Annotated in this window: 27 protein-coding genes; 16 read left to right on the top strand and 11 right to left on the bottom strand. The window is 68.1% G+C overall.

The features are described 5' to 3' along the window. The first annotated feature begins 5 nt into the window (after positions 1-5). The 5 genes from ACPTTC_RS22705 to ACPTTC_RS22685 all read left to right on the top strand — a co-directional run bounded on the left by ACPTTC_RS22705 (position 6) and on the right by ACPTTC_RS22685 (position 4,912). A complete protein-coding gene (locus tag ACPTTC_RS22705) occupies positions 6-719 on the top strand; it encodes a response regulator (RefSeq protein ID WP_034198023.1) in 714 nt (237 codons plus the stop codon). Next, positions 719-2,065 (top strand): ATP-binding protein, encoded by a 1,347-nt coding sequence (locus ACPTTC_RS22700; protein ID WP_423393995.1) that lies wholly within the window; start codon positions 719-721, stop codon positions 2,063-2,065. Before ACPTTC_RS22705 ends, ACPTTC_RS22700 begins: the two co-directional genes overlap by 1 nt. Before the next feature lie 388 nt (positions 2,066-2,453). Then, a complete protein-coding gene (locus ACPTTC_RS22695) occupies positions 2,454-3,221 on the top strand; it encodes a DUF4410 domain-containing protein (RefSeq protein WP_423393994.1) in 768 nt (255 codons plus the stop codon). 160 nt (positions 3,222-3,381) lie between these two features. Continuing rightward, positions 3,382-4,074, top strand: a complete 693-nt coding sequence (locus ACPTTC_RS22690) for a dihydrodipicolinate reductase (protein ID WP_175968772.1) — start codon at positions 3,382-3,384, stop codon at positions 4,072-4,074. A gap of 355 nt (positions 4,075-4,429) precedes the next feature. Then, complete coding sequence (locus ACPTTC_RS22685) at positions 4,430-4,912, top strand: cupin domain-containing protein (RefSeq protein WP_423393993.1); 483 nt, start codon at positions 4,430-4,432, stop codon at positions 4,910-4,912. A 103-nt stretch (positions 4,913-5,015) separates the two neighbouring features. On the opposite strand, the gene ACPTTC_RS22680 is transcribed toward ACPTTC_RS22685, so the two are convergent. Further along, complete coding sequence (locus tag ACPTTC_RS22680; protein WP_423393992.1) at positions 5,016-5,825, bottom strand: SDR family oxidoreductase; 810 nt, start codon at positions 5,823-5,825, stop codon at positions 5,016-5,018. Then, complete coding sequence (locus ACPTTC_RS22675; RefSeq protein WP_423393991.1) at positions 5,822-6,655, bottom strand: molybdenum cofactor biosynthesis F family protein; 834 nt, start codon at positions 6,653-6,655, stop codon at positions 5,822-5,824. The genes ACPTTC_RS22680 and ACPTTC_RS22675 overlap by 4 nt, the downstream gene beginning before the upstream one ends. Before the next feature lie 170 nt (positions 6,656-6,825). On the opposite strand from ACPTTC_RS22675, the gene ACPTTC_RS22670 reads away from it, so the two are divergent. The 3 genes from ACPTTC_RS22670 to ACPTTC_RS22660 all read left to right on the top strand — a co-directional run bounded on the left by ACPTTC_RS22670 (position 6,826) and on the right by ACPTTC_RS22660 (position 9,532). After that, the gene (locus ACPTTC_RS22670; RefSeq protein ID WP_423393990.1) at positions 6,826-7,620 is read left to right on the top strand and encodes a helix-turn-helix domain-containing protein; all 795 of its coding nucleotides are present in this window, start codon (positions 6,826-6,828) and stop codon (positions 7,618-7,620) included. Between the two features lie 198 nt (positions 7,621-7,818). Continuing rightward, positions 7,819-8,787 carry a DMT family transporter gene (locus ACPTTC_RS22665; protein ID WP_423393989.1) on the top strand — a complete coding sequence of 323 codons (969 nt, stop codon included), beginning with the start codon at positions 7,819-7,821 and terminating at the stop codon, positions 8,785-8,787. Positions 8,788-8,983: 196 nt separating this feature from the next. Next, positions 8,984-9,532, top strand: a complete 549-nt coding sequence (locus tag ACPTTC_RS22660; protein ID WP_423393988.1) for a permease — start codon at positions 8,984-8,986, stop codon at positions 9,530-9,532. Positions 9,533-9,628: 96 nt separating this feature from the next. Here ACPTTC_RS22660 and ACPTTC_RS22655 read toward each other — a convergent pair whose 3' ends face one another. Next, a complete protein-coding gene (locus tag ACPTTC_RS22655) occupies positions 9,629-9,763 on the bottom strand; it encodes an entericidin A/B family lipoprotein (RefSeq protein ID WP_021158165.1) in 135 nt (44 codons plus the stop codon). Between the two features lie 231 nt (positions 9,764-9,994). Between ACPTTC_RS22655 and ACPTTC_RS22650 the strand changes: the two genes are divergently transcribed. Next, complete coding sequence (locus ACPTTC_RS22650; protein WP_423393987.1) at positions 9,995-11,290, top strand: aspartate carbamoyltransferase; 1,296 nt, start codon at positions 9,995-9,997, stop codon at positions 11,288-11,290. A gap of 124 nt (positions 11,291-11,414) precedes the next feature. Here ACPTTC_RS22650 and ACPTTC_RS22645 read toward each other — a convergent pair whose 3' ends face one another. Then, positions 11,415-11,834, bottom strand: coding sequence for a type II toxin-antitoxin system VapC family toxin (locus ACPTTC_RS22645; RefSeq protein ID WP_175958197.1), 420 nt, complete (start codon positions 11,832-11,834; stop codon positions 11,415-11,417). Further along, positions 11,831-12,070, bottom strand: a complete 240-nt coding sequence (locus ACPTTC_RS22640; RefSeq protein ID WP_175968782.1) for a FitA-like ribbon-helix-helix domain-containing protein — start codon at positions 12,068-12,070, stop codon at positions 11,831-11,833. The genes ACPTTC_RS22645 and ACPTTC_RS22640 overlap by 4 nt, the downstream gene beginning before the upstream one ends. A gap of 321 nt (positions 12,071-12,391) precedes the next feature. On the opposite strand from ACPTTC_RS22640, the gene ACPTTC_RS22635 reads away from it, so the two are divergent. The 3 genes from ACPTTC_RS22635 to ACPTTC_RS22625 are packed head-to-tail and all read left to right on the top strand — an operon-like array spanning position 12,392 to position 16,086. Then, entirely contained in the window at positions 12,392-14,635 is a 2,244-nt protein-coding gene (locus ACPTTC_RS22635) for a TonB-dependent receptor (protein WP_423393986.1), read from the top strand. A 3-nt stretch (positions 14,636-14,638) separates the two neighbouring features. Continuing rightward, a complete protein-coding gene (locus ACPTTC_RS22630) occupies positions 14,639-15,406 on the top strand; it encodes a tetratricopeptide repeat protein (RefSeq protein ID WP_423393985.1) in 768 nt (255 codons plus the stop codon). Next, on the top strand, positions 15,403-16,086 hold the full coding sequence (locus ACPTTC_RS22625; protein WP_423393984.1) for a Fe2+-dependent dioxygenase: 684 nt from the start codon (positions 15,403-15,405) through the stop codon (positions 16,084-16,086). The genes ACPTTC_RS22630 and ACPTTC_RS22625 overlap by 4 nt, the downstream gene beginning before the upstream one ends. 78 nt (positions 16,087-16,164) lie before the next feature. On the opposite strand, the gene ACPTTC_RS22620 is transcribed toward ACPTTC_RS22625, so the two are convergent. Continuing rightward, entirely contained in the window at positions 16,165-16,587 is a 423-nt protein-coding gene (locus ACPTTC_RS22620; RefSeq protein WP_096473850.1) for an amino acid-binding protein, read from the bottom strand. 206 nt (positions 16,588-16,793) lie between these two features. Here ACPTTC_RS22620 and ACPTTC_RS22615 point away from each other — a divergent pair, with 206 nt between their 5' ends. The 4 genes from ACPTTC_RS22615 (at position 16,794) to ACPTTC_RS22600 (ending at position 18,762) form a co-directional block, all read left to right on the top strand. After that, on the top strand, positions 16,794-17,033 hold the full coding sequence (locus tag ACPTTC_RS22615; RefSeq protein ID WP_175953344.1) for a type II toxin-antitoxin system Phd/YefM family antitoxin: 240 nt from the start codon (positions 16,794-16,796) through the stop codon (positions 17,031-17,033). Next, entirely contained in the window at positions 17,030-17,425 is a 396-nt protein-coding gene (locus ACPTTC_RS22610; RefSeq protein WP_423393983.1) for a type II toxin-antitoxin system VapC family toxin, read from the top strand. Before ACPTTC_RS22615 ends, ACPTTC_RS22610 begins: the two co-directional genes overlap by 4 nt. 396 nt (positions 17,426-17,821) lie before the next feature. After that, positions 17,822-18,406 (top strand): nucleotidyltransferase family protein, encoded by a 585-nt coding sequence (locus ACPTTC_RS22605; RefSeq protein WP_423393982.1) that lies wholly within the window; start codon positions 17,822-17,824, stop codon positions 18,404-18,406. A gap of 209 nt (positions 18,407-18,615) precedes the next feature. Continuing rightward, positions 18,616-18,762 carry a hypothetical protein gene (locus tag ACPTTC_RS22600; RefSeq protein ID WP_166896045.1) on the top strand — a complete coding sequence of 49 codons (147 nt, stop codon included), beginning with the start codon at positions 18,616-18,618 and terminating at the stop codon, positions 18,760-18,762. A 77-nt stretch (positions 18,763-18,839) separates the two neighbouring features. On the opposite strand, the gene ACPTTC_RS22595 is transcribed toward ACPTTC_RS22600, so the two are convergent. Genes ACPTTC_RS22595 through ACPTTC_RS22575 form a run of 5 tightly spaced genes read right to left on the bottom strand, consistent with a single transcriptional unit; the run spans position 18,840 to position 24,827 of the window. Further along, positions 18,840-19,598: an SDR family oxidoreductase gene (locus ACPTTC_RS22595; protein WP_226195798.1), complete on the bottom strand. Its 759-nt coding sequence runs from the start codon at positions 19,596-19,598 to the stop codon at positions 18,840-18,842. Further along, a complete protein-coding gene (locus ACPTTC_RS22590; protein WP_423393981.1) occupies positions 19,595-21,142 on the bottom strand; it encodes an FGGY-family carbohydrate kinase in 1,548 nt (515 codons plus the stop codon). Before ACPTTC_RS22590 ends, ACPTTC_RS22595 begins: the two co-directional genes overlap by 4 nt. A 29-nt stretch (positions 21,143-21,171) precedes the next feature. Continuing rightward, positions 21,172-22,260 carry an alcohol dehydrogenase catalytic domain-containing protein gene (locus tag ACPTTC_RS22585; RefSeq protein ID WP_423393980.1) on the bottom strand — a complete coding sequence of 363 codons (1,089 nt, stop codon included), beginning with the start codon at positions 22,258-22,260 and terminating at the stop codon, positions 21,172-21,174. A 46-nt stretch (positions 22,261-22,306) separates the two neighbouring features. After that, entirely contained in the window at positions 22,307-23,320 is a 1,014-nt protein-coding gene (locus ACPTTC_RS22580) for an ABC transporter permease (protein ID WP_423393979.1), read from the bottom strand. Next, positions 23,307-24,827, bottom strand: coding sequence for a sugar ABC transporter ATP-binding protein (locus ACPTTC_RS22575; protein WP_423393978.1), 1,521 nt, complete (start codon positions 24,825-24,827; stop codon positions 23,307-23,309). The genes ACPTTC_RS22580 and ACPTTC_RS22575 overlap by 14 nt, the downstream gene beginning before the upstream one ends. Between the last annotated feature and the right edge of the window lie 12 nt (positions 24,828-24,839).

Raw genomic sequence — 24,839 nt, 5'->3', positions numbered from 1 at the left:
AAGCGATGGAACAGTCCTGCAGGATCGTCGTGCTCGACGACGAAGCCGAGCTGCGCAACATGCTGCAGCGCTTCCTGACCGGCCACGGTTTCCAGGTTCGCGCGGTCGCCGACGGCAAGCGGCTCGACCGCCTGCTGCAGCGCGAACCGTACGACCTGCTGGTGCTCGATCTGATGATGGAGCCCGAGGACGGCCTGAGCGTGTGCCGCCGCCTGCGCGCCGAAGGCCAGACGTTGCCGATCCTGATGCTCACCGCGAAAGGCGACGCCGCGGACAAGGTCGTCGGCCTCGAGACGGGCGCCGACGACTACCTGGCGAAGCCGTTTCTCCCCGACGAACTCGTGGCCCGCGTCCGCGCGCTGCTGCGGCGGCAGAAGATGGCGGCCGGCGAGCCGACGGTCACGTCGCAGCGGTTGCGTTTCGGCGCATTCACGTTCGACGTCGGCCAGCAGACACTGATGCGCGACGGCACGCCCGTCGAGATCCATTCGGCGCAGATGCTGCTGTTGCACGCGCTCGGCTCGTCGCCGAACCGCGCGGTGAGCCGCGAGAACCTGCTCGCCCGCGCGCGCGGCCGTGACCATGCCGCACTCGACCGCAGCGTCGACGTGCAGATCCTGCGGCTGCGCCAGATCGTCGAGGACGATCCCGGCAAGCCGCGCTTCATCAAGACCGTCTGGGGCATCGGCTACATGCTGGTGGCCGGCATCGAGCCGTGATGTGCATCCCGCTGCCGCGCTCGCTGCTCGCGCGCAACATCGCGCTGCTGGTGGCGCTCGTCGCGCTGTCGCTCGCCTGTTCGCTCACCGTGCTGCTGCACTACGTGCAGCGCCCGCGCATCGAGCGGGCCTCGATCGTCTTCTCCGACTACGTGCAGTTGCTCGACCGCACGCTCGCCAGCCTGCCGCCCGACGCCGGCCGCGCGGTCATCGCGCAGTTCGGCGGCCAGGCCGCGCTGCCGCCCGCCGCGCCGCCGCAAGCACCGAACCTGGCGGCCTTCTTTCGCACCTGGCAGCGCGACGTGTTCATGCAGGCGCTCGAACGCCACCTGCCGCCCGACCTCCCGGCGCGCTGGCAATCGGGCGACGACGAGCGCCTGTGGATCCGCCTGCATGTGACCGGCTCGCCTGTCTGGGTGCCGCTGCCGATGGCCGCCGACGCGCAGGCGAGCGGCATCACGACGGCGCTCGTGCTGTCGGTCGGGCTGGCGCTGCTCGCGGCGCTGACCGGCTACCTGATCCAGCTCCACCTGAACCGGCCGCTCGACGCCCTGGCGCGCGCGGCGCAGCGCGTCAGCGCGGGCGAGCGCCCGCCGCCGCTGCCCACCGACGGCCCGACCGAAATCGCCGACGTGAGCCGCGCGTTCAACCAGATGGCCGACGCGCTGCAACAGGCGGAAGCGACCCGCTCGCTGATGCTGGCCGGCGTGTCGCACGACATCCGCACGCCGCTCACCAAGCTGCGCCTGGCGATCGCGATGGCGCTGCCGCGCGGCACGCACGACGCGCTCACCGCATCGTCCGAGCATTACCTGGACCAGATCGATACGATCCTGCAGCAATTCATGGACTACGCGGGCAGCGGCGAGCGCGAAGCGCCGCAAACCAGCGACCTGAACGCGCTGATCGGCCAGCTCGTCGCGGATTTCGCGGGGCTCGGCCACGCATTCGACTTCGACGAAGGCGAGGTGCCGGCGTTCGCGTTCCGTCCGATCAGCGTGATGCGGCTACTGATGAACCTGATGCAGAACGCGGTCGTCTACGGCCGGACGGGCCTCGGTGTGCGCACGTGGGCCGAACGCGGCATCGCGTATGCGGTGGTCAGCGATCGCGGTAGCGGCATCGGCGCGGCCGAACTCGAACGGCTCAAGGCGCCGTTCAGCCGGGGCTCGAACGCGCGCAGCCATGCGGGCGGCACGGGCCTCGGCCTCGCGATCGTCGAGCGGATCGCCCGCCAGCACGGCGGCTCGCTCACGTTCCGCGACCGCGACGGCGGCGGGCTGGAGGCCGTCGTCGCGTTGCCGCTCGATGCGTCGGCGGCGGTGCGGCGGTCGTTGTCGGCCTGACGGGCTGGGTGCGTGAGGACTTGTTTGCCTGGCTGCCTGGCTGCCTGGCTGCCTGTTTGCCTGTTTGCCTGTTCGCCTGTCCGCCTGTCCGCCTGTCCGCCTGACTGACTGACCGACTGGCTGACCGACTAGCTGACGGCTCGCCCGTTCGTTCGCCCGTCGGCATGGCGGCCTGCCTGCCGTGCATGTCCGCACACGGCGGCACGTGACATGCGCCGACATAATTCCTGCGTGGCGCATCGCGCCCGGCCTCCGCATACTTGCGCCTGCGTGTTGCGCAACGGCATGAAACCTCTCCCCAGCCAGCGATCACGCCCCGCTTCCGATCGTTCGCGTTCCTGAATGCCGCGACAGTATCGGCAACTTCATCCAGGCCACGGAGATCGACATGTTTTCTTCCCTTCGCGCACTTGCTGCCCATGCCAAACGTCTGACCAGTGTCGCGCTGATCGCCGGCACACTCGCGATGACCGGCTGCGCATCGACCGCGACCACGCCCATGAGCGCCGCGCCGGCAGCCCGCACGCAGCCGCAGGTTCGTGCGGACGTCATCTATGTGTCCCCGTTCGACGTGGACACGACCGACGTCAAGGTCGACGGCGGGATGATCGGCAAAATCGCGACCCTCGCAAGCGGATCGTCCGCCGACGTGCAGCGCCAGCAGAGCGCGCTGAAGACCCGCGAGCAGCTCGCCGACGCCCTCGTGCGCGAACTCCGGTCGCAAGGCATTCCCGCGCTGCGCGGCCCGGTGCCCGACGGGCGCGACGCACTGGTCGTCGAAGGCCGGTTCGAGTCGATCGACGCCGGCAATCGCCGCCGCCGCACGCTGATCGGGCTCGGCGCGGGCAAGAGCGAAGTGAAGGCATCGGTCACCGTGCTGTTCCAGCCGGCGCATGGCGCACCGCAGCCGCTCGGCACGTTCTCGTCCAGCGCGAACAGCGGCCACCTGCCCGGCATGGTGGAAACCGCCGGGGTCGGCGCGGCGGCCGGCCGCCTCGCGACGTCGGCAGCGGTTGGCGCCGGCCTGCATGGCGTGTCGGAAGTGAAGCACGACACGGTGGCGTCCGATACGGACCGCCTCGCACGCTCGATCGCAAAGCAACTCGCGACGCAGAACGCGGCGAATGCATGGCTGCCGACTGTGTCGGCCAGCTGACGCACCGGGCTGCCCACCTGCGAGGCCCGGCGGGCACGCACGCGGGCGGCCGGGCATAATGCTCGGGACCGCTCCGGCGCCCCGCGCGGCGACCGTGCCGTGCCACCCGACGGCCGGCGCCGCTCCCGTCCCGAATCCTGAACCTCAACCCGTCAATTCCATGCAAGTACTCGTCGTAGGAACCGGCAAGCTGGCCAGCGAGTTGCTCGACGCACACCGGCTCGACCCGGCAACCTGTCGCGTGATCCCCTGGTCCGACAGCGCGCGCAACGATGCGCAGCGCAGCGACGCCCGAACGATCGTCGTCCATGCCGGCTCCGGCCGCGAACTCCCCGCTGTGATCGCGTTCTGCGAGGCCACCGGATCGCCGCTCGTCGAGCTATCGACCGGCTCCGAGCTCGAAACCGGCTCGCACGCTTTCCCGGTCGTGCTGTGTCCGAACACGAACATCCTGATGCTCAAGTTCATGAGCATGCTGGAAACCAGCGGCCACCTGTTTCACGACTGCCGGATCAGCCTGACGGAGTCGCACCAGGCCGGCAAGACGTCCGTCCCCGGCACGGCCGTCGGGATCGGCCAGTCGCTCGGCGTGCGGCCGGAAGATATCCGCTCCGTGCGCGACCCGAACGTGCAGCGCAGCGAATTCGCGGTCGCCGACGATCAACTCGGCCGCCACGCGATTCACCGGATCCGCATCGACGACGGTGCGTGCAGCCTGCAGTTCGAATCGCGCGTGGTGGGTGCGACACCTTACGCGGACGGTGTGTCGCGCATCGTCGACGCCGTTCGGCAGAACGATCTCGAGCACCGCCGCTATTCGATCGTCGAGTTCATCCGCAACGGCTGGCTGTAGTCGCGGCGATACGCGGCGGACGATACCCACGCGCCGTATTGCAGACGTTTTTTGCGCAACGCAAGAAGCGGTTCGGTGCCGATTTCCGTGGATGTCGTCGATCCGCCCGATCGGCGACATCCGAGCCCCCCTGGATCCCGCCGACCGGCACCTGACGTGCCGCATGACCGGCGTCAGGATCACCCCAGCCGGCTTCGCCGCCACGGCCGGTCAAGAAATTCGACGCGCAATCGCCCTTCCGAATTCGCTGGTAAGTTATCGGCCGAGGTTCATTCGCCGAGATAGGGCGCGAATCACCGCCAACGTCGGCGCCTGAACCGCTACCCTCGACATCCCCCCGACAGGAGTGCAACCGATGACCCGCCCCGATTTCATCAAGCACTGGACCGAACTCGAAGAACCGGAAGCGCATTGCTATCGCGGCGATACCGAGCCGATGGCGCTGGATGCGCCGCTGTCCGCCAAGCTCGGCATCACGCGTATCGGCATTCATCACGTGAGGCTTCTGCCGGGCCGGCGAACCTCCTACCCACATGCCGAAAGCACCGAGCAGGAGTTTGTGTACGTGCTCGAAGGCAAGCCCGACGTCTGGATCGACGGCGTGCTTTACCCCGTTGTCGAAGGCGATTCCGTCGCGTTTCCGGCGGGCACCGGCATCTGCCACACCTTCATCAACAACACGAAGGACGAAGTCAGGCTGATGGTGATCGGTGAACGTCCGCGCGACGACAACCGCATCCGCTACCCGAAGAACGAGGCGTATGAGCTGACGCGCGCGGACCGCTGGGTGGACTGGCCCGACAGGCCGCTCGGGGACCATGACGGGACGCCGGACTGACGCACGCGAAGAGGCTCCCGACGGGACACGCCGAGCCCGCTGCGCGAACTCGCAGCGGACCGCCGGCGCCGCCCGGTTCCGCCGGCCAATGCCCGCTCCACCGTCACTCACCGCCAAGCACCGCCCCGCTCTCGGGCAACGTCGCTCCGCCATCGACGACGATCGTCTGCCCCGTGATGTATGCGGCATCCACCGAGGCGAGAAACAGCATCGCGTTCGCGATGTCTTCCGGCTCGCCCATCCGTGCGAGCGGAATGTCGCGCGCGATCTGCGCCGCGACCGACGCGTCGCCGAGATTGCCGGCCGCCGGCGTGCGGATCATGCCCGGCTCGACGCCGTTGACCGTCACGTTGCGGCGCGCGAGCTCCAGCGCCGCCGCACGAATGAAGCCGTTCACGCCGGCCTTCGACGCCGCGTAATGCGCGAGCCCCGGATACACGACGCGCGGCCCCGTCACCGACGACGTGACGAGCAGCCGGCCCGCTCCCGCGCGCTCGAACGCCGGCAACGCGGCCTGCGCGAGCCAGAACAGCGCCGACAGGTTGACCGACAGCGTCCGGTCGAGTGTCGGCTCGTCGATCTGCGTGAACGGCGTCAGCGGAAAATACGCGGCATTGTGGACGACGACATCGAGCCGGCCGCCGTCACGCTCGACCGCCGCGACCAGCGCGCCCAGTTCATCGCGGCGGGCGGCATCCACGCGATAGGCGCGCGCCTGGCCGCCCGTGCTCGCGAGCGCATCGGCCTGCGCGGCGGCAGCCTCGCCGTTCAGGTCGGCAAGCGCGACGAACGCGCCGGATTCCGCGAATCGGCGTGCGATCGCCGCGCCGATCCCCTGCGCGGCGCCCGTGACGAGCACGACACGCCCGCTGAAATCCGCGCGCAAGCGGCCGCTGCCCGGCGCGGCATTCATCGCTGCGCCTCACCGCCGAGCGGATGCACGGTGTCGTTCAGCACCTGCGCGTGGGCGCCGATCGGGAAGTTCGACAGCGTGCCGAAATCGCCGCCCTGGTAGCCGAAGATCTTGCCGTCTGTCTTGCGCTGCGCGAGGTCGATCAGCACGACGCCGAGCGTGGGCACCACCTTTTCGCGCCACACGAACAGATACAGTTCATCTGCAATCCTGAAGTAATGGCAGCGGTCGACGTCGGCCAGCCCGCCTTCGACACCCTGCAGGCATTGCCACGCGTAGAAATTCTCGTTCAGGTAGATGTGCTCGTAGCATTCGGTCGGGCTGTAGCGATACATCGTCCGCTTGCCGATCAGCTCGCGCGTGGGCCCGTGCAGCGGCCCCGGCTGCGTGTGGCCGCCGAGCGTGCCGTGCCGGAACCCGGCCTCGACGCCCGTCAGCGGCAGCCCGCGCGCCACCCGTGTGAACGCGTCGATGCGCGTGTCGGCTTCGGTCGGCAGCACGCCGACGACCGACGTCCATACCCCGTTGTCGAGATCGATCACGAGACTGACCGACGTCGCGCGGGCGGCCGAATCGATGTAGTCGACGAAGTACAGCCCGCCGCGCAGCCGCGTCACGCGGCACGGCTCGCGGCCGCCCGTGTCGGTCGCCGCGTCGCGCCACTGCAGCGCGCCGGGCTCGAACGTATAGACGCGCCACGCGCCGGATGCGTCGCCAAGCACAAGCGTACGCCCGGCGAGCGCGTCGACGGATGCGAGGATGTTCGCGCCTGGCGCGAAGCCGTCCGCGAGCGCGCCAACCTGAATGAATACCGGATCCTGTCGTTCCACCTGCCGTCTCCCGTGCAGCCTCAGGCCCGGCGGGCCGTGTACGCTGCTCATGTGCACATGGTGCGGGCTGCGCGCGCCGCGCGGTATCGGCCAAAAGGATGAAGGGCGCACGGCGCCGGAACGCGCTAAAGTGCACGAAATCCGCGCCGCGACCGGCGCGAGGAGCGCACATGCACCGCGTCACCCATTACCGACGGACCGGCGAAGGCATCGAGGCAATCAGCCTCGAATCCGATCGCGCGTTTCCGCGCCACGCGCACGACGAATTCGGGGTCGGCGTGATCGTCAGCGGCGCGCACCGGTCGTGGAGCGGCCGCGGGCAGGTCGACGCACTGGCCGGCGACGCGATCATGGTCAACCCGGGCGAGATGCACGACGGCTCGCCGATCGAGGCCGGCACGGGCCGGCGCTGGCGGATGCTGTACCTCGCACCCGCGCTGGTCGCGGGCGTCGCGGCGGAAGAAGGGCTCGGCGGCGTCGAACTGGCGCACCCGGCCGTGCGCGATGCGCGGCTCGCGGTTGCCGTCGGCCGGCTGCATGCACGTATCGTCGCGGGGGAATCCCCGCCGCTCGCCCGCGACGAAGCGCTCGTGATGCTCGTCGCCGGGCTGCTCGCCCGGCACGCGAGCCGCGCGCTACCGCCGGCGGGCGTCGCACCGGCGATCCGCATCGCCCGGGAACGGCTCGACGCAGCGCCGGCCGCCCCCGTTTCGCTCGCCGAGCTGGCCGACCTGAGCGGCGTCAGCCGCTTCCAGCTGCTGCGCGGGTTTGCCCGCGAACTCGGCATCACGCCGCACGCCTACCTGATCCAGTCGCGTGCGCGGCTGGCGCGCGCGCTGCTCGCCAGCGGCCTGCCGATCGCCGATGCCGCGGCCGAAGCCGGCTTTGCCGACCAGAGCCACCTGACACGTGCGTTCGCGCGCCAGTTCGGGATCACGCCGGGGCGGTTCACGCAGGCCGTTTGACGCCGCCGCCATCCGGCGGGACGCGCCGCCCGGCGCACCGACCTCGAAGGCAGCGGCCCCATCGACGGCAGCGGCAACTATCGCCCGCCCCGTTGGCACAAGCATGCCGAGTTGCGCGCACGCCGTATTCGACGCCCCGCCCGCACGCCGCAATTTCGTTCAAGACGCGCACGGCCGCCGTACGCGACGATGCGGCGCATGAAGACACGACTGATTGGCTATCTCTATCTCGCCGCCGCGATGGCGGGCGTCGGCAGCACCGTCATCGCGAGCCGCCTCGCGGCGGGCGGCCTGCCGCCGTTCGCGGCCACGGCGCTGCGCTTCCTGATCGCGACGCCGCTGCTGTTCGCGCTGATGCGTGCGCAGCGAATGCGCTGGCCGCGCCCGTCCACGCGCGACGCCGTACTGCTCGTCATCCAGGCGGCGGCGGGCGGTGTCGGTTACACGGTGCTGCTGATCTGCGGTACGAAGCTGTCGTCGCCGCTGGATGCGGGTGTGATGCTCGGCACGCTGCCCGCGATGTCGACGCTGATCGCGGCCGTCGTGCTGCGCGAGCAACAGACGCCGCGTGACTGGATGGCCGCCGCGCTGGCCACGGCCGGCGTGCTGTTCGTCACGTTCGCGCCCGGTCAGGCGCTGCCGTCGCTCCAGACGCTTGCCGGCGATGCGCTGGTGCTGGCCGCCGTCGCGTGCGAAGCCGTATTCATCCTGCTCAACCGGCGGCTGGCCGCACCGTTGCCGCCGCTGGCGCTGTCCACCGCGATGTCCGGCCTCGGCTTCGTGCTCGCCCTCGTACCAGCCGCGTTCGAATGGCACGCGGTGGCGACCGGCTGGACCGTGGGCGCCGTGTCGGCGATCGCCTACTACGCGCTGGTGCCGACCGTGCTCGGCTACCTGTGCTGGTATGCGGGTTCGGCGCGCACGAGCGGCACCGAGGCCGCGCTGTTCACGGCTGTCGCGCCGGTTTCGGCGGTGCTGTTCGCGGTCGCGCTGTTCGGCGAAACGCTCAACGGCACGCGGATCGCGGGCATCGCGCTCGTTGTCGCCGGCATGCTCGTCGGCGCGACGAGGCGGCGCGAACCGCCAGCCGAAGCGCGCGATACGCACCCGGCGAATCCGGGTCGGCCGGCCAGCGCCGCGCCCGCCGCGCAGGCCGCCGCCGACTGACTCGCGTTCATCGCGTCGTGGCGGAAACCGCGCGGCTGCGCGCCGCGTAGCTTGTCGATCCTCGCGGTCGCGCCATGCAGCCGGCGACTGTAGGAATGTGTCCGCGCACCGCAAAACCGTTGCGCACCACCCCGCGAGATGCAATATTCGCGTGGCCGGGATCTTTGACAACCATCGAACGACAATCCGCCACGCAATGAACAGGAAGGAAGCCAAAACAAGAATCGCGGTGCTGCTGTCCGCGGGAACGAGGAAGGCCGACGCACTGGCCGAACTGTCCGGACAGGGACTCAAGGATCGCGTGCTCGCGCACCTGATCGCGTCGCGCCCGGATCCCGAACGCTGCCGCCAGAACAAGCTGCACATCCGGATCCTGGTCGCGCTCGGCATCGCCCAGCTCGCGATCAGCCTCATGCTCGCGTACTACTTCTTCGCAACGGGCGCCCCCAACGGCCTCGTGCTGGTGTTCCTTGCGTTGACCGTCCCGCTGTCGCTGCTGTTCATCTGGGGCTTTGCGACCAACCGCGTCGGCGCGTACCACGCGTTCATCCTGCTGTCGCTGCTGCAGTTGCCGAAGACCATCGCCGAACTCGGACGCGATCCGTCGACCGCGCTGCCGAGCCTCGCGATCACGGTCCTGCTGGTGGGCTATGTCTGGTTCGTCCGCAACCGCCTGTTCCCCGACTACGGCTGGCTTACGCCGCGCAAGGTCGAAGGCCGTTACGCGTTCGTCGAGCGCGCCTGACGCCGCTGGCATCGAGCGTCGGCCGCAAAAAAAGCGCCGGGCCGCCCCGCAATCGCGGGACGGCCCGGCGCTTTCTGCATTCCGGAACCGGTCGGCTTACTTGGCTTTTTCAGCCGTATCGCTGATCGCCTGGCCGCCCTTCGAAATGTCCTGTCCCACGCCGGCGACCGTGTTGCAACCAGCGAGCGCGGCGGTCACCACCAGCAGCATTGCAGCAATCGTACGCGTCATTCTCATTCTCCTTGAAATCAACAAGCCCGACGGGCGAATCGTTTGCGGCGTGGCGCCCGGCAAGATGCAGGGCACGGGGCCTGACCTGATTATACGGAGACGGCCGCCGCGCGCCAGTCCGAACCCGCCGCATGTCACACGGCGCACAGCCGGTTCGCGCAGATTTTCCTTGACTTCAACGCGCCAGGAACTAATATACGCACCGCGTATATTTTCCGTCAGGAGCCGCCGATGACCGTTCCCCAGCAAGCCTTCCTCCGCGACGCCATGCGCCGCCTCAACATGACGCGTGAAGCGTTCGCCAATCGCATCGGCGTCAGCCGGCGCGCGCTGGACACCTGGCTGCTGCCCGACGACTCGCAGGAATCGCGCGGGATGCCCGAGATCGTCGAGCGCTTCGTGTCGGAAATCGTCGAGCGCTCGGTACCGGAAGGCGGCAGCTATACGCAAAGCGTAGATAACCAGGGGCTCGCCAAGCAGTTCTTTTTCGAAGGCAAGCCGCAACTGCTGTCGGTCGACCAGTTCTCGCGGGAATCGGTCGAAGCGCTGTTTCGCGTGGCCGACGTGATGCAGCCGATCGCGCGCCGCCACAAGATATCGCGCGTGCTGGAAGGCGCAGTGCTCGGCAACCTGTTCTTCGAGGCCAGCACGCGTACGCGCGTATCGTTCGGTGCCGCCTTCTGCCGGCTCGGCGGTTCCGTGTGCGACACGACGGGCTTCACGTTCTCGTCGATGGCCAAGGGCGAATCGATCTACGACACGAGCCGCGTGATGGCCGGCTACGTCGACGCACTCGTGATCCGCCATCCGGAGAAAGGCTCGGTGGCCGAGTTCGCGCGCGCGACCAACCTGCCCGTGATCAACGGCGGCGACGGCCCCGGCGAGCACCCGAGCCAGGCGCTGCTCGATCTCTATACGATCCAGCGCGAGTTCTCGCGGCTCGGCAAGATCGTCGACGGCGCGCACATCGCGCTGGTCGGCGACCTCAAATACGGCCGCACCGTGCACTCGCTCGTCAAGCTGCTCGCACTGTACCGCGGGCTCAAGTTCACGCTCGTGTCGCCGCCGACGCTCGAGATGCCGGCCTACATCGTCGATCAGATCGCGACGAACGGCCATGTGATCGAGCAGACGACCGACCTCGCGGCCGGCCTGCGCGGCGCGGACGTCGTGTATGCGACGCGGATCCAGAAGGAGCGCTTTACCGACGAGTCGTTCGAAGGCTACACACCGGATTTCCAGATCAACCAGGCGCTCGTCGATGCGGTGTGCAAACCGGACACGCTGATCATGCACCCGCTGCCGCGCGACAGCCGGCCCGGCGCGAACGACCTGTCGGTCGACCTGAACCGCGACCCGCGCCTCGCGATCTTCCGCCAGACCGACAACGGCATTCCGGTGCGGATGGCGATCTTCGCGGTACTGCTCGGCGTCGAGAACCTCGTCCAGCATTCGATGCGCGACGCGACGTGGCGCCCGCCGGCGTACCTCGGGCCGGAGGACGCGGTGTTTCACGGGGTCGATTGAGACCGAGTGATCGAGGCGCTGCCGGTCGGGCGCCTCCGGCTGGGCATCTCGCCCAACAAAAAGCGCGCCGCTTGCCCGGCGCGCTTTCATTTTCATGTGCGCCGAACGATTTGGCGACCGGCGATTACGCCGCCCACGGATCGATCACCCGAAGCCCCATCGCCTCGAACGGCGCGACGTCGCGCGTCGCGACGATCAAGCCGTTCGCCTCCGCTGTCGCGGCAATGTAGCCGTCGGCCGGCGCAATCGCGTTGCCCGCGGCGCGGGCCCGCGCGCGAATGCTCGCGTACGCCTTGCTTGCCGCATCGTCGAACGGCAGGATCCGGCTTCGAAACACCGGCATGACACGATGCTCGATGCTTTGATGCAGCCAGTCCCGCCTGCGCCCTGCCGGCAACATCGCGACACCGAACCGCATTTCGGCGAGGCTGATCGCGGCCAGAAACAGTGTTTCAACGTTCTGGGCGTCGAGCCACGCGATGACGGCCGCGCTCGGCTCACGCCGCAGCGGCTCGGAAATGACGTTGGTATCAACAAGGATCATTCGAAGCTCATCGGATCGGTTGGCGTCTTGTCGCGCGGGACGTCGAGATCGACACCGCCTGCCTCCTGCCCGATTTCCGCCAGCAGCGTGCCAAGCTTGAGACGCCCACCCGGCAGAACGGCCTGCTCGAGGATGTCGCGCACCTCGGCTTCGGTGCTGCGCCCATGCTGGGCCGCGCGGATCCGAAGGGCACGATGGACCTCGTCGGGCAAATTTCGAACGGTGATCACCGGCATGATGCACTCCATTAATATGCTTCCAATGCAGTCATATTAGCATTTTGCTGTCACATGGATTGCACCACGACGCGATCACTCTAACCCGCCCGACGGACCCGCCACACTCGGCCATTCGGCCGTCTCCCACGCCTCAACCGCGCCATAACCACCCCGCAACATTCGTCAACAATCCCCTTACAAACACAAACAAGAACGCTTCTCATTTACTTCGAAATTACATAGAATGCCGTCTGAAAACAAATCGTAATAATTCCCGGCGGCATGCACATTTCCGCAGCGCACCGCCCCCGGGGCCACACCGCGAGGTCGAAGCGCATCATGAAGTCACGTCCCGACGAGCTGAAGCTCGGCAAATTCACCACCCTGTGCGGCGTGCTCGCCGCGAGCCCGGCGTTCGCGGCGGACGGCACGCCGCCGCCTGCCCCGGCCGGCACCGAAGGCCATCTCGCACCGATCGAGGTCCAAGGCAAGGCCGAGCACAGCTACAAGGCCGACTTCTCCGCTTCCGCGAAATTCACCGCGCCGCTCGTCGACACGCCGAAATCCGTCACCGTGATCCCGCAGGAACTGATCCAGAACAGCGGCGCGTCGACGCTGACCGAAGCGCTGCGCACCGTGCCGGGCATCACGTTCGGCGCCGGCGAAGGCGGCAACCCGCTCGGCGATCGTCCGTTCATCCGCGGCTACGATACGCAGGGCAGCATGTTCGTCGACGGCATGCGCGACACGGGCGCGACGACCCGCGAGATCTTCAACACCGAGCGCATCGAGATCACCAAGGGTTCCGACGGCGCGTACGGCGGCCGCGGCGGCGCGGGCGGCAGCATCAACCTGATCACGAAAGCCCCGCACCTCGGCACCACCGCCGCCGCGAGCGCGGGCCTCGGCACCGACCGCTATCGCCGCTTCACCGCCGACGGCAACTGGCAGTTCGCCGATCACGCCGCGTTCCGCCTGAACCTGATGAGCCACAACAACGACGTCGCCGGCCGCGACGCGGTCAACAACGAGCGCTGGGGCGTCGCGCCGTCGATCGCATTCGGCCTCGGCACGTCGACGCGCGTCGTCGCGAGCTACTACCACCTGTCCACCGACGACCTGCCCGACGGCGGCATCCCGTACTACTACGGCTTCAATCTCCCGAAAGGCGTCGCCACCGACGGCCCGGCGCCCGTCGACCGCCACAACTTCTACGGCCTGACCAACCGCGACTTCCGCAAGACGACGTCGGACATCAGCACGCTCAAGATCGAGCACGACATCACGTCGTCGCTGACGATCCGCAACACCACGCGCTACACGGAATCGACGCAGGACTACATCTGGACGCAGCCCGACGACAGCCAGGGCAACGTGGTCAACGGCAAGGTCTGGCGGCGCGCGAACACCCGCAACAGCGCGATCAACAGCATCGCGAACCAGACCGAGCTGTTCGGCGAATTCCGCACCGGCCCGTTCAAGCACAGCTTCACGACCGGCATCGAGCTGTCGCGCGAATGGGGCAAGCGCGACACGTACAACGTCGCCGCCGCGAACGGCAAGATCTGCCAGAACGGCATCGGCGCGGCGTCGGGCTACAACTGCACGAGCCTGTGGTCGCCGAACCCCAATGACCCGTGGGCCGGCTCGATCACGCGCAACAACGACTATTCGCGTGCCCGCACCGTGACGAAGTCGATCTACGGCTTCGACACGATCGAGATCACGCCGCGCTGGCAGGTCAACGGCGGCGTACGCATCGACGACTACTCGACCCGCTTCACCGACACCCGGGCCAACGGCGGCAAGACCACCACGCGTGACGACACGCTCGTGAACTGGCAGGCCGGCCTCGTGTTCAAGCCCGCGCAGAACGGCAGCATCTATGCGTCGTACGCGACGTCGTCGACGCCGGCCGGCATGTTGCTCGGTGAAGGCAGCGAAACGCAGTCGCTCACGCCGGGCCGCGGCGGCGTCGGCTCGAACGCCGATCAGCTGTCGCCGGAGAAAAACCGCAGCATCGAGCTCGGCACGAAGTGGAACGTGCTGAACGACAAGCTCGCACTGACCGCCGCGCTGTTCCAGATCGACACGACGAACGCGCGCGTGACGCTGCCGAACAACCAGTATGCGATGGTCGGCAACAAGCGCGTGCAGGGGCTCGAACTCGGCGTCGCAGGCCAGATCACGAAGCAATGGCAGCTGTTCGGCGGCTATACGTACATGAAAAGCGAACTGCGCGACAACGGCAAGGACACGGCGAACAACGGCAACCAGTTCCCGAACACGCCGAAGCACAGCTTCACGATGTGGTCGAACTACGACGTGACGCCGAAGTTCACCGTCGGCGGCGGCGCGTTCTACATGTCGCAGGTATTCGGCGATACCGCGAACCAGCACGCGGTGCCGTCGTACTGGCGCTTCGATGCGATGGCGCAGTACCGGATCAACAAGAAGCTCGACCTGCAGCTGAACGTGAACAACCTGTTCAACCGCACCTACTTCGACCAGGCGTATCCGGCGCACTACGCGTCGATCGCACCGGGCCGCTCGGCGTTCGTCACGCTGAACGCGCGCTACTGATCGATGGAGGCCGTGTCGCTGAAGGCGCTCGCGTCGGTTTCGCCGCGCGAGTTCGCCGACATCCTGGCCGGGCCGCCCGAGCGCGCCGCCGCGTGGGTCGCGGCGGCGGCCGACCACGGCATCGTCGACGCACAGGCCGTCTACGGGCAATACCTGCTCGACGGGCATGGCGTCGCGCGCGATCCGGCGGCCGCGTTCAACTGGTTCCGGCACGCCGCGCGCGCCGGCCACGCGATGGCGATGAACATGCTCGGCCGCTGCTACGAATTCGGCTGGGGCACGGCCACGTGCGCGCCGGTCGCCGTGTACTGGTACCGGCTCGCCGCGCAGGCGGGGCTCGACTGGGGCATGTACAACTACGCGACGGCGCTCGCGCTCGGCAACGGCATCGACGAGAATCGCGTCGATGCGCTCGCCTGGTTCCAGCGCGCGGCCGCACTCGGCCATGCGAAATCGATCAACCTGATCGGCGGCTTCTACGAGGACGGCTGGGTCGTACCGATCGATCGCGACGCCGCGTTCGACCACTATCGCCGCGCCGCCGTGGCCGGCGATTTTCGCGGCCAGTTCAACCTTGCGCGGCTGCTCGCCGAGCGCGGGTGCATCGACGAAGCGCTCGCATGGCTCGCGCGCGTGCCGGCCACCGCTACCCCCGCATTCGTCGCAAAGATGCACGCGTATCTCGCGTCGTCGCCGATCGACGCATTTCGCGCGGCGGCGCTGCAGATGCAACCGGAACTGCAACCGCACTGCATGGAATCCACATCATGATGCTTCATATCCCCGGCGTGCTGACGAAGGCGCAGGTCGCGCAATGTCGCGAACGGCTCGATGCGGCCGAATGGGTCGACGGCAATGCGACGTCCGGCACGCAGTCGGCGCTCGCGAAACGCAACCGGCAATTGCCGGAAGGCTCGCCGGCCGCACGCGCGGTGGGCAACGCGATCCAGGACGCGCTCGCACGCAATCCGCTGTTCTTTTCGGCGGCGCTGCCGCTCAAGGTATTTCCGCCGCTGTTCAATCGCTACGAAGGCGGCGAGACGTTCGGCACGCACGTCGACAACGCGATCCGGCTGCTGCGCGGCACGGATTTCCGCGTGCGCAGCGACCTGTCGGCAACGCTGTTCCTCGAAGAACCCGATGCGTACGACGGCGGCGAGCTGTGTGTCGACGATACGTACGGCACGCATCGCGCGAAGCTGCCGGCGGGCGACCTCGTGCTGTATCCGGCGTCGAGCCTGCATCACGTCACGCCCGTGACGCGCGGCGAGCGCGTCGCGTCGTTCTTCTGGATCCAGAGCATGGTGCGCGACGACAGCGACCGCACGCTGCTGTTCCAGCTCGATACGCAGATTCAGCAGCTCTCCGCGGACAAAGGTGCGCACGACCCGGGCGTGATCGCGCTCACCGGGATCTATCACAACCTGCTGAGACGGTGGGCCGATACCTGAGCCATGTGGCGGGCTCCGCACCGTCCTGAAACGCGGCTCACTTCCGGCCAAGCCAGTCCACCGCCCAACGCGGCCGCCTCATGCCCGCTGCAGGATATCGATCGCCTTGTCTGCATCGTCCACCGAATCGACCGCGAAATACGCAATGAACTGGGAACCCAGCACGGCGGCCGAGACGCCACGGAGATTGATCGCGCCGTCCGCGAGCATCTGGGTCAGTTGCCCGATGATGCCCATTTGATCCAGACCCATTACGCGGACGGAGTGAACGCTCGGGGTGACGCTGAACCCCACCTGCGTGGCCGCGCGAATCACCGCGTCTCCCTGCAGCGGCGCGACAAACACGACGCCCTTGCCCGGCGCCTCCGATGTGCGGCGTGCGACGATGAACTGCAAATCCGCACCGGCAGTCCGCAGGGCGCCTAATACCGTCGCGAGGCCGCCCGGCTTGTCGTCGATGTTCGCCGCCCAGACATCGACACGTTCTACGCTCAGTTCCATGGCAGTCCCTCCCGCCCGAGATCCCCGATAGAAAAAATCTAGATCACGGCAAGCACGCGAGCAAGGCTGGCAGCGTCGTCCGCCCCCCCGGCATCGACACCCCCTGTCGCGCTTTGCATGCATCCGGTGACGCCTGACCGTCGCGACTTGCCTCCCGCCGCCGCACCGCCATAAAATGACTATCGTCACATGACCAGGTCCTTATCATGATGCCGCACGATCCCGTTTCGAAATCCGAGTTCAAGGCTCGCGCACTCGAATACTTCCGGCTCGTCGAGTCGTCGGGAGAAAGCCTGATCGTCACCGATCACGGCAAGCCGACGCTCGAGATCCGGCCGTATCACGCACGCGAGGCTCAGCCGTTGGACCTATTGCGCGGCTCGGTCATGCGCTACGACAATCCTCTCGATCCGATTGCGGAAGAGGATTGGGAGGCGTCGCGGTGATCGTGCTGGATACGCATGCATTGGTGTGGTGGGTGGCGGGCGATCCGTCGCTCAGCAAGAAAGCGCGAAGCGCGATCGATCGCGCGCGCAGCGAAGGCGCGCTCGCCGCATCGGCGATCTCCGCGTGGGAGATTGCGATGCTGGTGCGCAACGAGCGCCTCGCGCTGACGATGGATGTCGACGCGTGGCTCGCCACGGTCGCGCAGATCGACGGCATGCGCTTCTTGCCCGTCGATGCCGACATCGCCGCGAAGTCCACCGCGCTGCCCGGCACGTTCCACAAGGATCCGGCCGACCGCATGATCGTCGCTACCGCGCGGCGGCTCGGTGCACCGCTCGTCACCCGCGACGAAAAAATCCGCGCTTACGCGCACGTGAAGACGCTCTGGTAAGCGTCGCGTAGCCGCCGGCCAATCCAGACCGCACGCCCACGCCAACTCCGACATGTTGGCAATTCGTCTGACCAGATCGACCATCACTTGCAGGTACAACCGGGCACGCCCGCACTGCCGCGCGCAACCGCCACGTGCTGATCGCCGCGCTGACCGGCGCCGGCCTCACCCATTACCCGTCGGAATGGTGACATTGGTCGTTCGGAGACCGCTATTGGGCCGTCATGCGCGACCAATCGCACGCCATCTACGGCCCCGTCGAGGAAAACATGCTCGACGCAGCCGCGCGCTGACATGCTTTCCTACGAAACGCGCCCGCCTCGGTAACATCCTCACTTGTCGATCCCTGCCCGCTCACGCACAATCGCAGCACCTGCGTCACTCTCCCCCGCGCCGATGTCCTATGCGTCACTCGCCACCGGCGTCCTCCTCGCCGCCGGCCTCGGTCAACGCTTCGACCCGACCGGCCTGCACAGCAAGCTGCTCGCGTTGCTTCCCGACGGCACGCCGGTTGCGGTGGCGGCCGCCCGCCATCTCGCGGCGGCCACGGCCGACGTGATTGCCGTCGTGCGCCCCGGCGCCGAAAAACTCGCGATGCTGCTGAACGAAGCCGGGTGCCATGTCGTCTACGCACCCGACGCCATGCGCGGCATGGGCGCGAGCCTCGCGACCGGCGTACGCGCGACGCCCGACGCGAACGGCTGGCTGGTCGCGCTCGGCGACATGCCGTGGATCGCGGCATCCACCTACGAAACCGTCACGCGCGCGCTCGACGCCGACGACGCGTCGATCGTCGCGCCCGCGCATCGCGGCGTGCGCGGCCATCCGGTCGGGTTCGCCGCGCACCATTTTGACGCGCTCGCCACCCTCGACGGCGACACGGGCGCCCGCGCGCTGTTCGCCAGCGCCCCGGTCAGGCTGCTCGACGTTGATGATCCCGGCATCGTGCGCGACGTCGATACGCCGTCGGACTTGCGCTGACCGGGATCGCACGGAGCACGCGATGCAGCGCGCGGCCCGATCCGCGCGCTGCAGTTACCCGCACGAAAACCGCCCGTGCACGGATTGATTGCACCGACGACAGCCCCTCCGCCCCAACAATCCCGCTGCAAACGCACGCCCGATTGGCTATAACGGAGACGAGGCGCCCCCCGCCGCGCCACCGCCGTCACGCACTGCGCGAGTTCTCCATGACCGACCACACGACCCCGACGCCCGAGCCCCCGGCCGACCCGAACCGCGACCCGGAAGACGATCCGTTGTCGCCACCGTCGCCGGGCCATCATCACGACAACCCGCAGCAACCCGACGGCCCGCCGAGCAAGGATCCGGTCTAGCCGCAAGGCGGCTGCGCCGCGCATCCGCTTCGGGTTCCCGCCATGCGCCGTCGTCGCATGACGCCGTATAACGCCGCCTAGCGCGACGTGTACCCGCCGTCGATCGGCAGCGACACGCCGCTGACCATCGCGGCCGCATCGCTCAGCAGGAACAGGATCGGTTCGACGACCTCGTGCGGCTCCGCGAACCGCCCGAGCGGAATCGCGGCCAGCATCGGCGCACGCTTTTCCGGTTCGCTCCAGGCGAACTGTGCCATCGGCGTGAGCGTGACGGTCGGGTTCACGCTGTTCACGCGAATGCCGTGCGGTCCGAGTTCGATGCACAGCACGCGCGTGATCGCGTCCATCGCCGCCTTCGACGCGCAGTAACTCAGATGCGCGGGCAAGCCGACGAGCGCGGCCTGGCTCGATACGTTGACGATGCTGCCCCGCGCATGCGCGGCGCCGCGTCCGGCACGCGCGATCATGTTCCGTGCGACGGCCCGTGCAACGAGCGCCGCGCCGCGCGCATTGACGGCCATCACGCGATCGAAATGCGCGGCGCTCACGTCGAGCACCGATTCGAGTGATGCGATCCCCGCGCAATTCACGAGGCCGTCGAACGCATCGTGCGCGGCGAGCGCCGCGTCGATCGCCTGCTCGTCACCGCCGACATCGAGGCGCAACGTCTCGCACGCGGTCTCGCCGGCCAGCGCATCGAGCGCGGCCCTGTCGCGCCCGGCCGCGACGACCTGCGCGCCCGCCTGCGCCAGCGCGACCGCGCACGCGCGCCCGATCCCGCTCGACGCCCCCGTGACGAGCACCCGCGAACCGCCGAAATCGAATCGTGTCTTCATGATGACGTGTGCAACCCGTGCATGATCGGCTTGAGCGCCGGGTACAGCGCCGTGTAGCGCGCAAAGCGCGCCGCATACGCTTGCGTGCGTCCGGCATCGGGCCGTGCGCGCTCGACGAGCGTGACCCATCCGCCTTGCGCATCGTCGTGCGACACGAGCCCCGCCCCGACGCCCGCGAGCAAGGCCGCCCCCATCGCGGCTTCGACGTCCTGCTCGATCGTCCACACCGGGAAGCCCGTCACGTCCGCGATGATCTGCATCCATAGTGCCGAACGCGCGGCCCCGCCCACGACGATCAGCCGGTCGTCGAGCGCGGCCGCGCCGCGCCGGCCGGCCTCGATGTTGTGCCGCAATGCGAACGCGACGCCTTCGAGCACCGCGCGATACAGGTGCGCGCGCGTATGCGCGAGACTCAGCCCGACGAACGCACCGCTCGCCTTCGCGTCCCACACGGGGCTGCGCTCGCCCATCAGGTACGGCAGGAACAGCACGCCGTCGGCGCCCGGGGGCACGCTTTCGGCCGCTTCCTCGAGCAACACGTGCGGATCGCCGTGCGGCAGCAGCCGCGCCGCATCGATTTCCGCGTGACAGAACTGGTCGCGAAACCAGGCGACCGATGCGCCGGCCGTGATCGCGCCGCCGAATACGTACAGGTCGCGCTGCCCGTCGAACACATGCGGCATGCTGACGAGCCCGTGACGCGCATCGACGTGCCGGCTCACGTAGCCCCAGCACATGCTGGTGCCGATCATCGCGACATGCTGCCCTGCACGCGTCGCGCCGGCCGCGAAGGTCGCGACGGCCGCATCGACGCCGCCCGCGACGACGGGCGTGCCGGCCGGCAGCCCGAGCGGCTGCGTCCATTGCGACAGCAGCCCGCCGACGACATCCGTCGATTCGACGAGCCGCTCGGGCATCATCGTCGCCGGAATGCCGAGCATGTCGAGCGCGTCGTCGGACCACTCGCGGCGCGCGACGTCGTACACGCCACCGATATTGCCGGCCGAACTGTGATCGACCGCGATCTCGCCGGTCAGCAGATAGATCACGTACGCGTTCGGCGGCAGGAAGTAGCGCACGTCCGCCCACACGTCCGGCCGCTGGTCGCGCAGCCACAGCATCTTCGTGAAGCCGTAATAGCTGTCGACGCCGTTGCCCGTGATCACGCGCAGCCGCTCGACGTTCACGTTCGCGTTGACCCAGTCGACTTCCGCGGTCGCGCGCCGGTCCATCCAGATCAGGCACGGATGGAGCGGCCGCATGTCGATGTCCACCGGAATGCCCGAGCCGCCGTAGAGGCTGCTCACGCACACCGCGCGGATCGCATCGGCCGGCACGCCCTGCGCGCGCGCATCGCTCACGCAGCCGGCGATGCATTCGAGCACCGCGTCGAACCACACCTGCGGCCATTGCTCGGCCCATAGCGGGCGCGGCGTATCGGGCTGGTAGCCGGCCGAGCGCCGCGCGACGATCGCGCCGTGCCGGTCGACGAGCAGCGCCTTGGTGCTCTGCGTGCCGATATCGACGCCTATGACGTATTCCATGATGTCTCCGGTGAGGCGCACGCCGGCCGTCAGCGGGCCGGCTTCAGCAGCACCTTGATCGATTCGGGCGATTTCGCGACGCGGATCGCATCGTCCCAGTCCTCGAGCGCGAAATCGTGCGTGACGATGCCTTTCGACGTGACGAGCCCGCGCGCGAGCAGGTCGATCGCGATCGGATAGCAGTACGGCCCCAGGTGCGCACCGCGCACGTCGAGTTCCTTGCGATCGCCGATGATCGACCAGTCGACCGTTGCATCCTCGCCGAACACGCTGAATTCGACGAAGCGGCCGAGCTTGCGGATCAGGTCGAGCCCCTGGCTCACGCCGACCGGCGCGCCGGTCGTCTCGATGTAGACGTCGCAGCCGTAGCCGTCGGTGAGCGACCGGACGATCTCGCGCGCGTCGTCGCGCTTCGGGTTGATCGTCACGTCGGCGCCGTACTCGCGCGCGAGTTCGAGCCGTTCGTCGATCAGGTCGATCACGACGAGCTTCTTCGGCGTCTTCAGGTGCGCGACCTGGGTCATCATCAGCCCGAGCGGGCCCGCGCCCGCGATCACGACCACATCGTCGAGCTGGACGTCGCCCCGGTTCACCGTATGGATCGCGCACGACAGCGGCTCGATGATCGCGGCATCCTCGAGCGACACGCCGAGCGGAATCTTGTGGACGATCGCGGTCGGCGGAATGCGCATGTATTCAGCCATCCCGCCGTCGGCCACGTCGCGCTGGAAGCCGAAGATGTTGTGCACCTCGCACATCCAGTACTGCCCCGACTTGCAATAGCGGCACTTGCCGCACGGCACGATCTGCTCGGCGATCACGCGGTCGCCCAACGCCACGCCGAAATGCTCGTCCGCGCCGTCGCCGAGCGCTTCGACATGGCCGAAGAATTCGTGGCCGGGAATCACGGGCGCCTTTACCCACGGGCTCGGGCCGCCCCAGAACATCTTCGCGCCCGTATAGCACTTGCAGTCGCTCGCGCAGATCCCGCATGCGGCGATGCGGATCACGAGTTCGTTCGCGCCGGGGCGCGGCTTCGCGACCTGTTCGACGCGATAGTCCTCGGGGCCGTGGCAAACGACCGCGGTCATCCGCGGCGGGGCTTCGGGTGTCGTCATGGGTTGTCTCTTTCGTTGATGATCCGGATACCTGATGAATCGGTCGTTACCGCGACCGTTCGCGGCTGATATAGATCGCAAGCAGGATGATTCCGCCCTTGATCACGTTCTGCACATACGGGTTCACGCCGATCATGTTCAGCCCGTTGTTGAGCACGCCGAGCAGCAGCGCGCCGACCAGCGTGCCGAGGATCGCGCCGCGCCCGCCGGAGATCGACGTGCCGCCCATCACGACGGCGGCGATCGCGTCGAGCTCGAAGCCCACGCCGGCGTTCGGCTGACCGCTCATCAGCCGCCCGGTCAGCACGATCGCGGCGAGCGCCGACGTGAGCCCGGCCAGCGTGTAGACGATCAGCTTCACGCGTGCGACACGCACGCCGGTGAGCCACGTCGCCTGTTCGTTGCCGCCGATCGCATACACGTAGCGGCCGAACGGCATCCGGTCGAGCAGCAGCCATGCGATCGCGTACACCACCAGCATGATCAGCACCGGCGCCTGGATGCCGAGCACCTTGCCGCTACCGAAGAACGCGACCCAGTCGGGCAAGCCGTCGATCGGATAGCCGCCCGTGTAGATCAATGCCAGGCCGCGCGCGATGCCCATCGTCGCGAGCGTGACGATGATCGGCGGCATGCCCGCGAACGCGACGAACACGCCGTTCAGGATGCCGAAACCAAGGCCGACCGCGATGCCGATCGCGAGCGCGGCAACCGCGTTCACGCCCGCCACCATCAACCCGGCCGCCAGCGTGCCCGACAACGCCATCACCGAGCCGACCGACAGGTCGATGCCGCCGGTCAGGATCACGCAGGTCATGCCGACCGCGATGATCGCGTTGATCGACACCTGTCGCAGCACGTTTTCCAGGTTCGCGGCGGACAGGAAGCTCGGGCTCGCGATCATCATCGCGATGCACACGACGATCAGGCCGACGAGCGGATAGAACAGCGTCGAGCGCCGCAGCTGCGCCCACATCGCGCGCGGCGGCGGTGTGTCGCCGTTTCCGTCGGTCGCCGCGAACGTCGTGGAAGGCGTGGAAGAAGAATCAGGCAGGTTCATGGGTCGCTCCTCGCGTGCCGGCCGTGGCATAGGTCATGACCGTGTCGGGATCGATCTCGTCGCCTTCGAGCGTCGCCTCGATGCGGCCCTGCCGGAACACGGCGACGCGATCGCACATGCCGACGATTTCCGGCAACTCGGACGAGATCATGATGATGGCGTAGCCGCGCGCGGTGAGTTCGCGCATCAGCCCGTAGATTTCGGCTTTCGCGCCGACGTCGATGCCGCGCGTCGGCTCGTCGAAGATCAGCACCGACGTGTGATGGTTCAGCCAGCGCGCGATCACGACCTTCTGCTGATTGCCGCCGGACAGCGTCGCGACCTCGGTATGGATCGACGGCGCCTTTACGCCGACGCGCCGCATCACGTCATGCGTCGCGCGCGCCTCGCCGCGACGGTCGATCAACCAGCGCATCGACCGGTACTTGCCGAGGTTGTTCAGCGAGATGTTGTCGCGGATCGAAAACGACGTGACGAGTCCTTCCGTCTTGCGGCTTTCCGGCAGGATGCCGATACCCGCGCGCAGCGCGTCGGCCGGATCGGCGAGCTTCGCCGCCGCGCCGCGCACGCGCACGTCCTTGCGATGCGCACGCGTCGCGCCGATCACCGCGAGCGCGGTTTCCGTGCGGCCCGAGCCGACCAGCCCCGCGAAGCCAAGGATCTCGCCGGCATGCAGCGTGAAGCGGTTCACCGGGCCGCCGCGCTCGATCTGCAGTGCATCGACTTCCAGCAGCCTCGGCGCATCGGCCGCGCGCGCCGGCTTCGGCGGAAAGCTGCTTTCGATCCGGCGGCCGACCATCATCCGCACGAGCTGTTCGACGTCCGTGCGCGCGACGTCGGTCGTCGCCACGTACTGGCCGTCGCGCAGCACCGTGATGCGGTCGCACACCGCGAAAATCTCGTCGAGGTGATGAGAGATGAAGATCATCGCGACGCCCTGCCGCTTCAGCTCGCGCATGATCGCGAACAGGTGCTCGGCCTCGGCCGGCGTGAGCGTGGCGGTCGGCTCGTCGAGGATCAGGATGCGCGCGTCGAGCGACAGCGCCTTGCCGATCTCGACGAACTGTTGCTGCGCGACCGACAGCGCGCGGATCGGCGCATCGAGATCGATCGCCACGCCGAGCCGCGCGAAGATGCCGGCCGCCGCGCGGCGCATCCGCTTGCGGTCGCGTGCGCCCCAGCGGGTGCGCCACTCGCGGCCGAGGAACAGGTTGTCGACGGCGTCGAGGTGCGGGATCAGGCTGAATTCCTGGAACACGATGCCGACGCCCGCCGCGACCGCGTCGCGATAGTCCGCGAAATGGCGTGTGGCGCCATCGATCTCGATCGTGCCGGTATCCGGCTGATGAATGCCGCACAGGATCTTCATCAGCGTCGACTTGCCCGCGCCGTTCTCGCCGAGCAGCGCGTGGATCTCGCCGCGCGCGATCTCGAGATCAATGCCGGACAGCGCCTTCACGCCCGGAAAGCTTTTCGTGATGTGGCTGAGCCTGAGTATCGTGTCCATCGGCTTCTCCGT

The organism is Burkholderia mycopellens (assembly GCF_964265025.1).
Taxonomy (GTDB): domain Bacteria; phylum Pseudomonadota; class Gammaproteobacteria; order Burkholderiales; family Burkholderiaceae; genus Burkholderia.
This window is presented reverse-complemented; position numbering and strand designations above follow the sequence as displayed.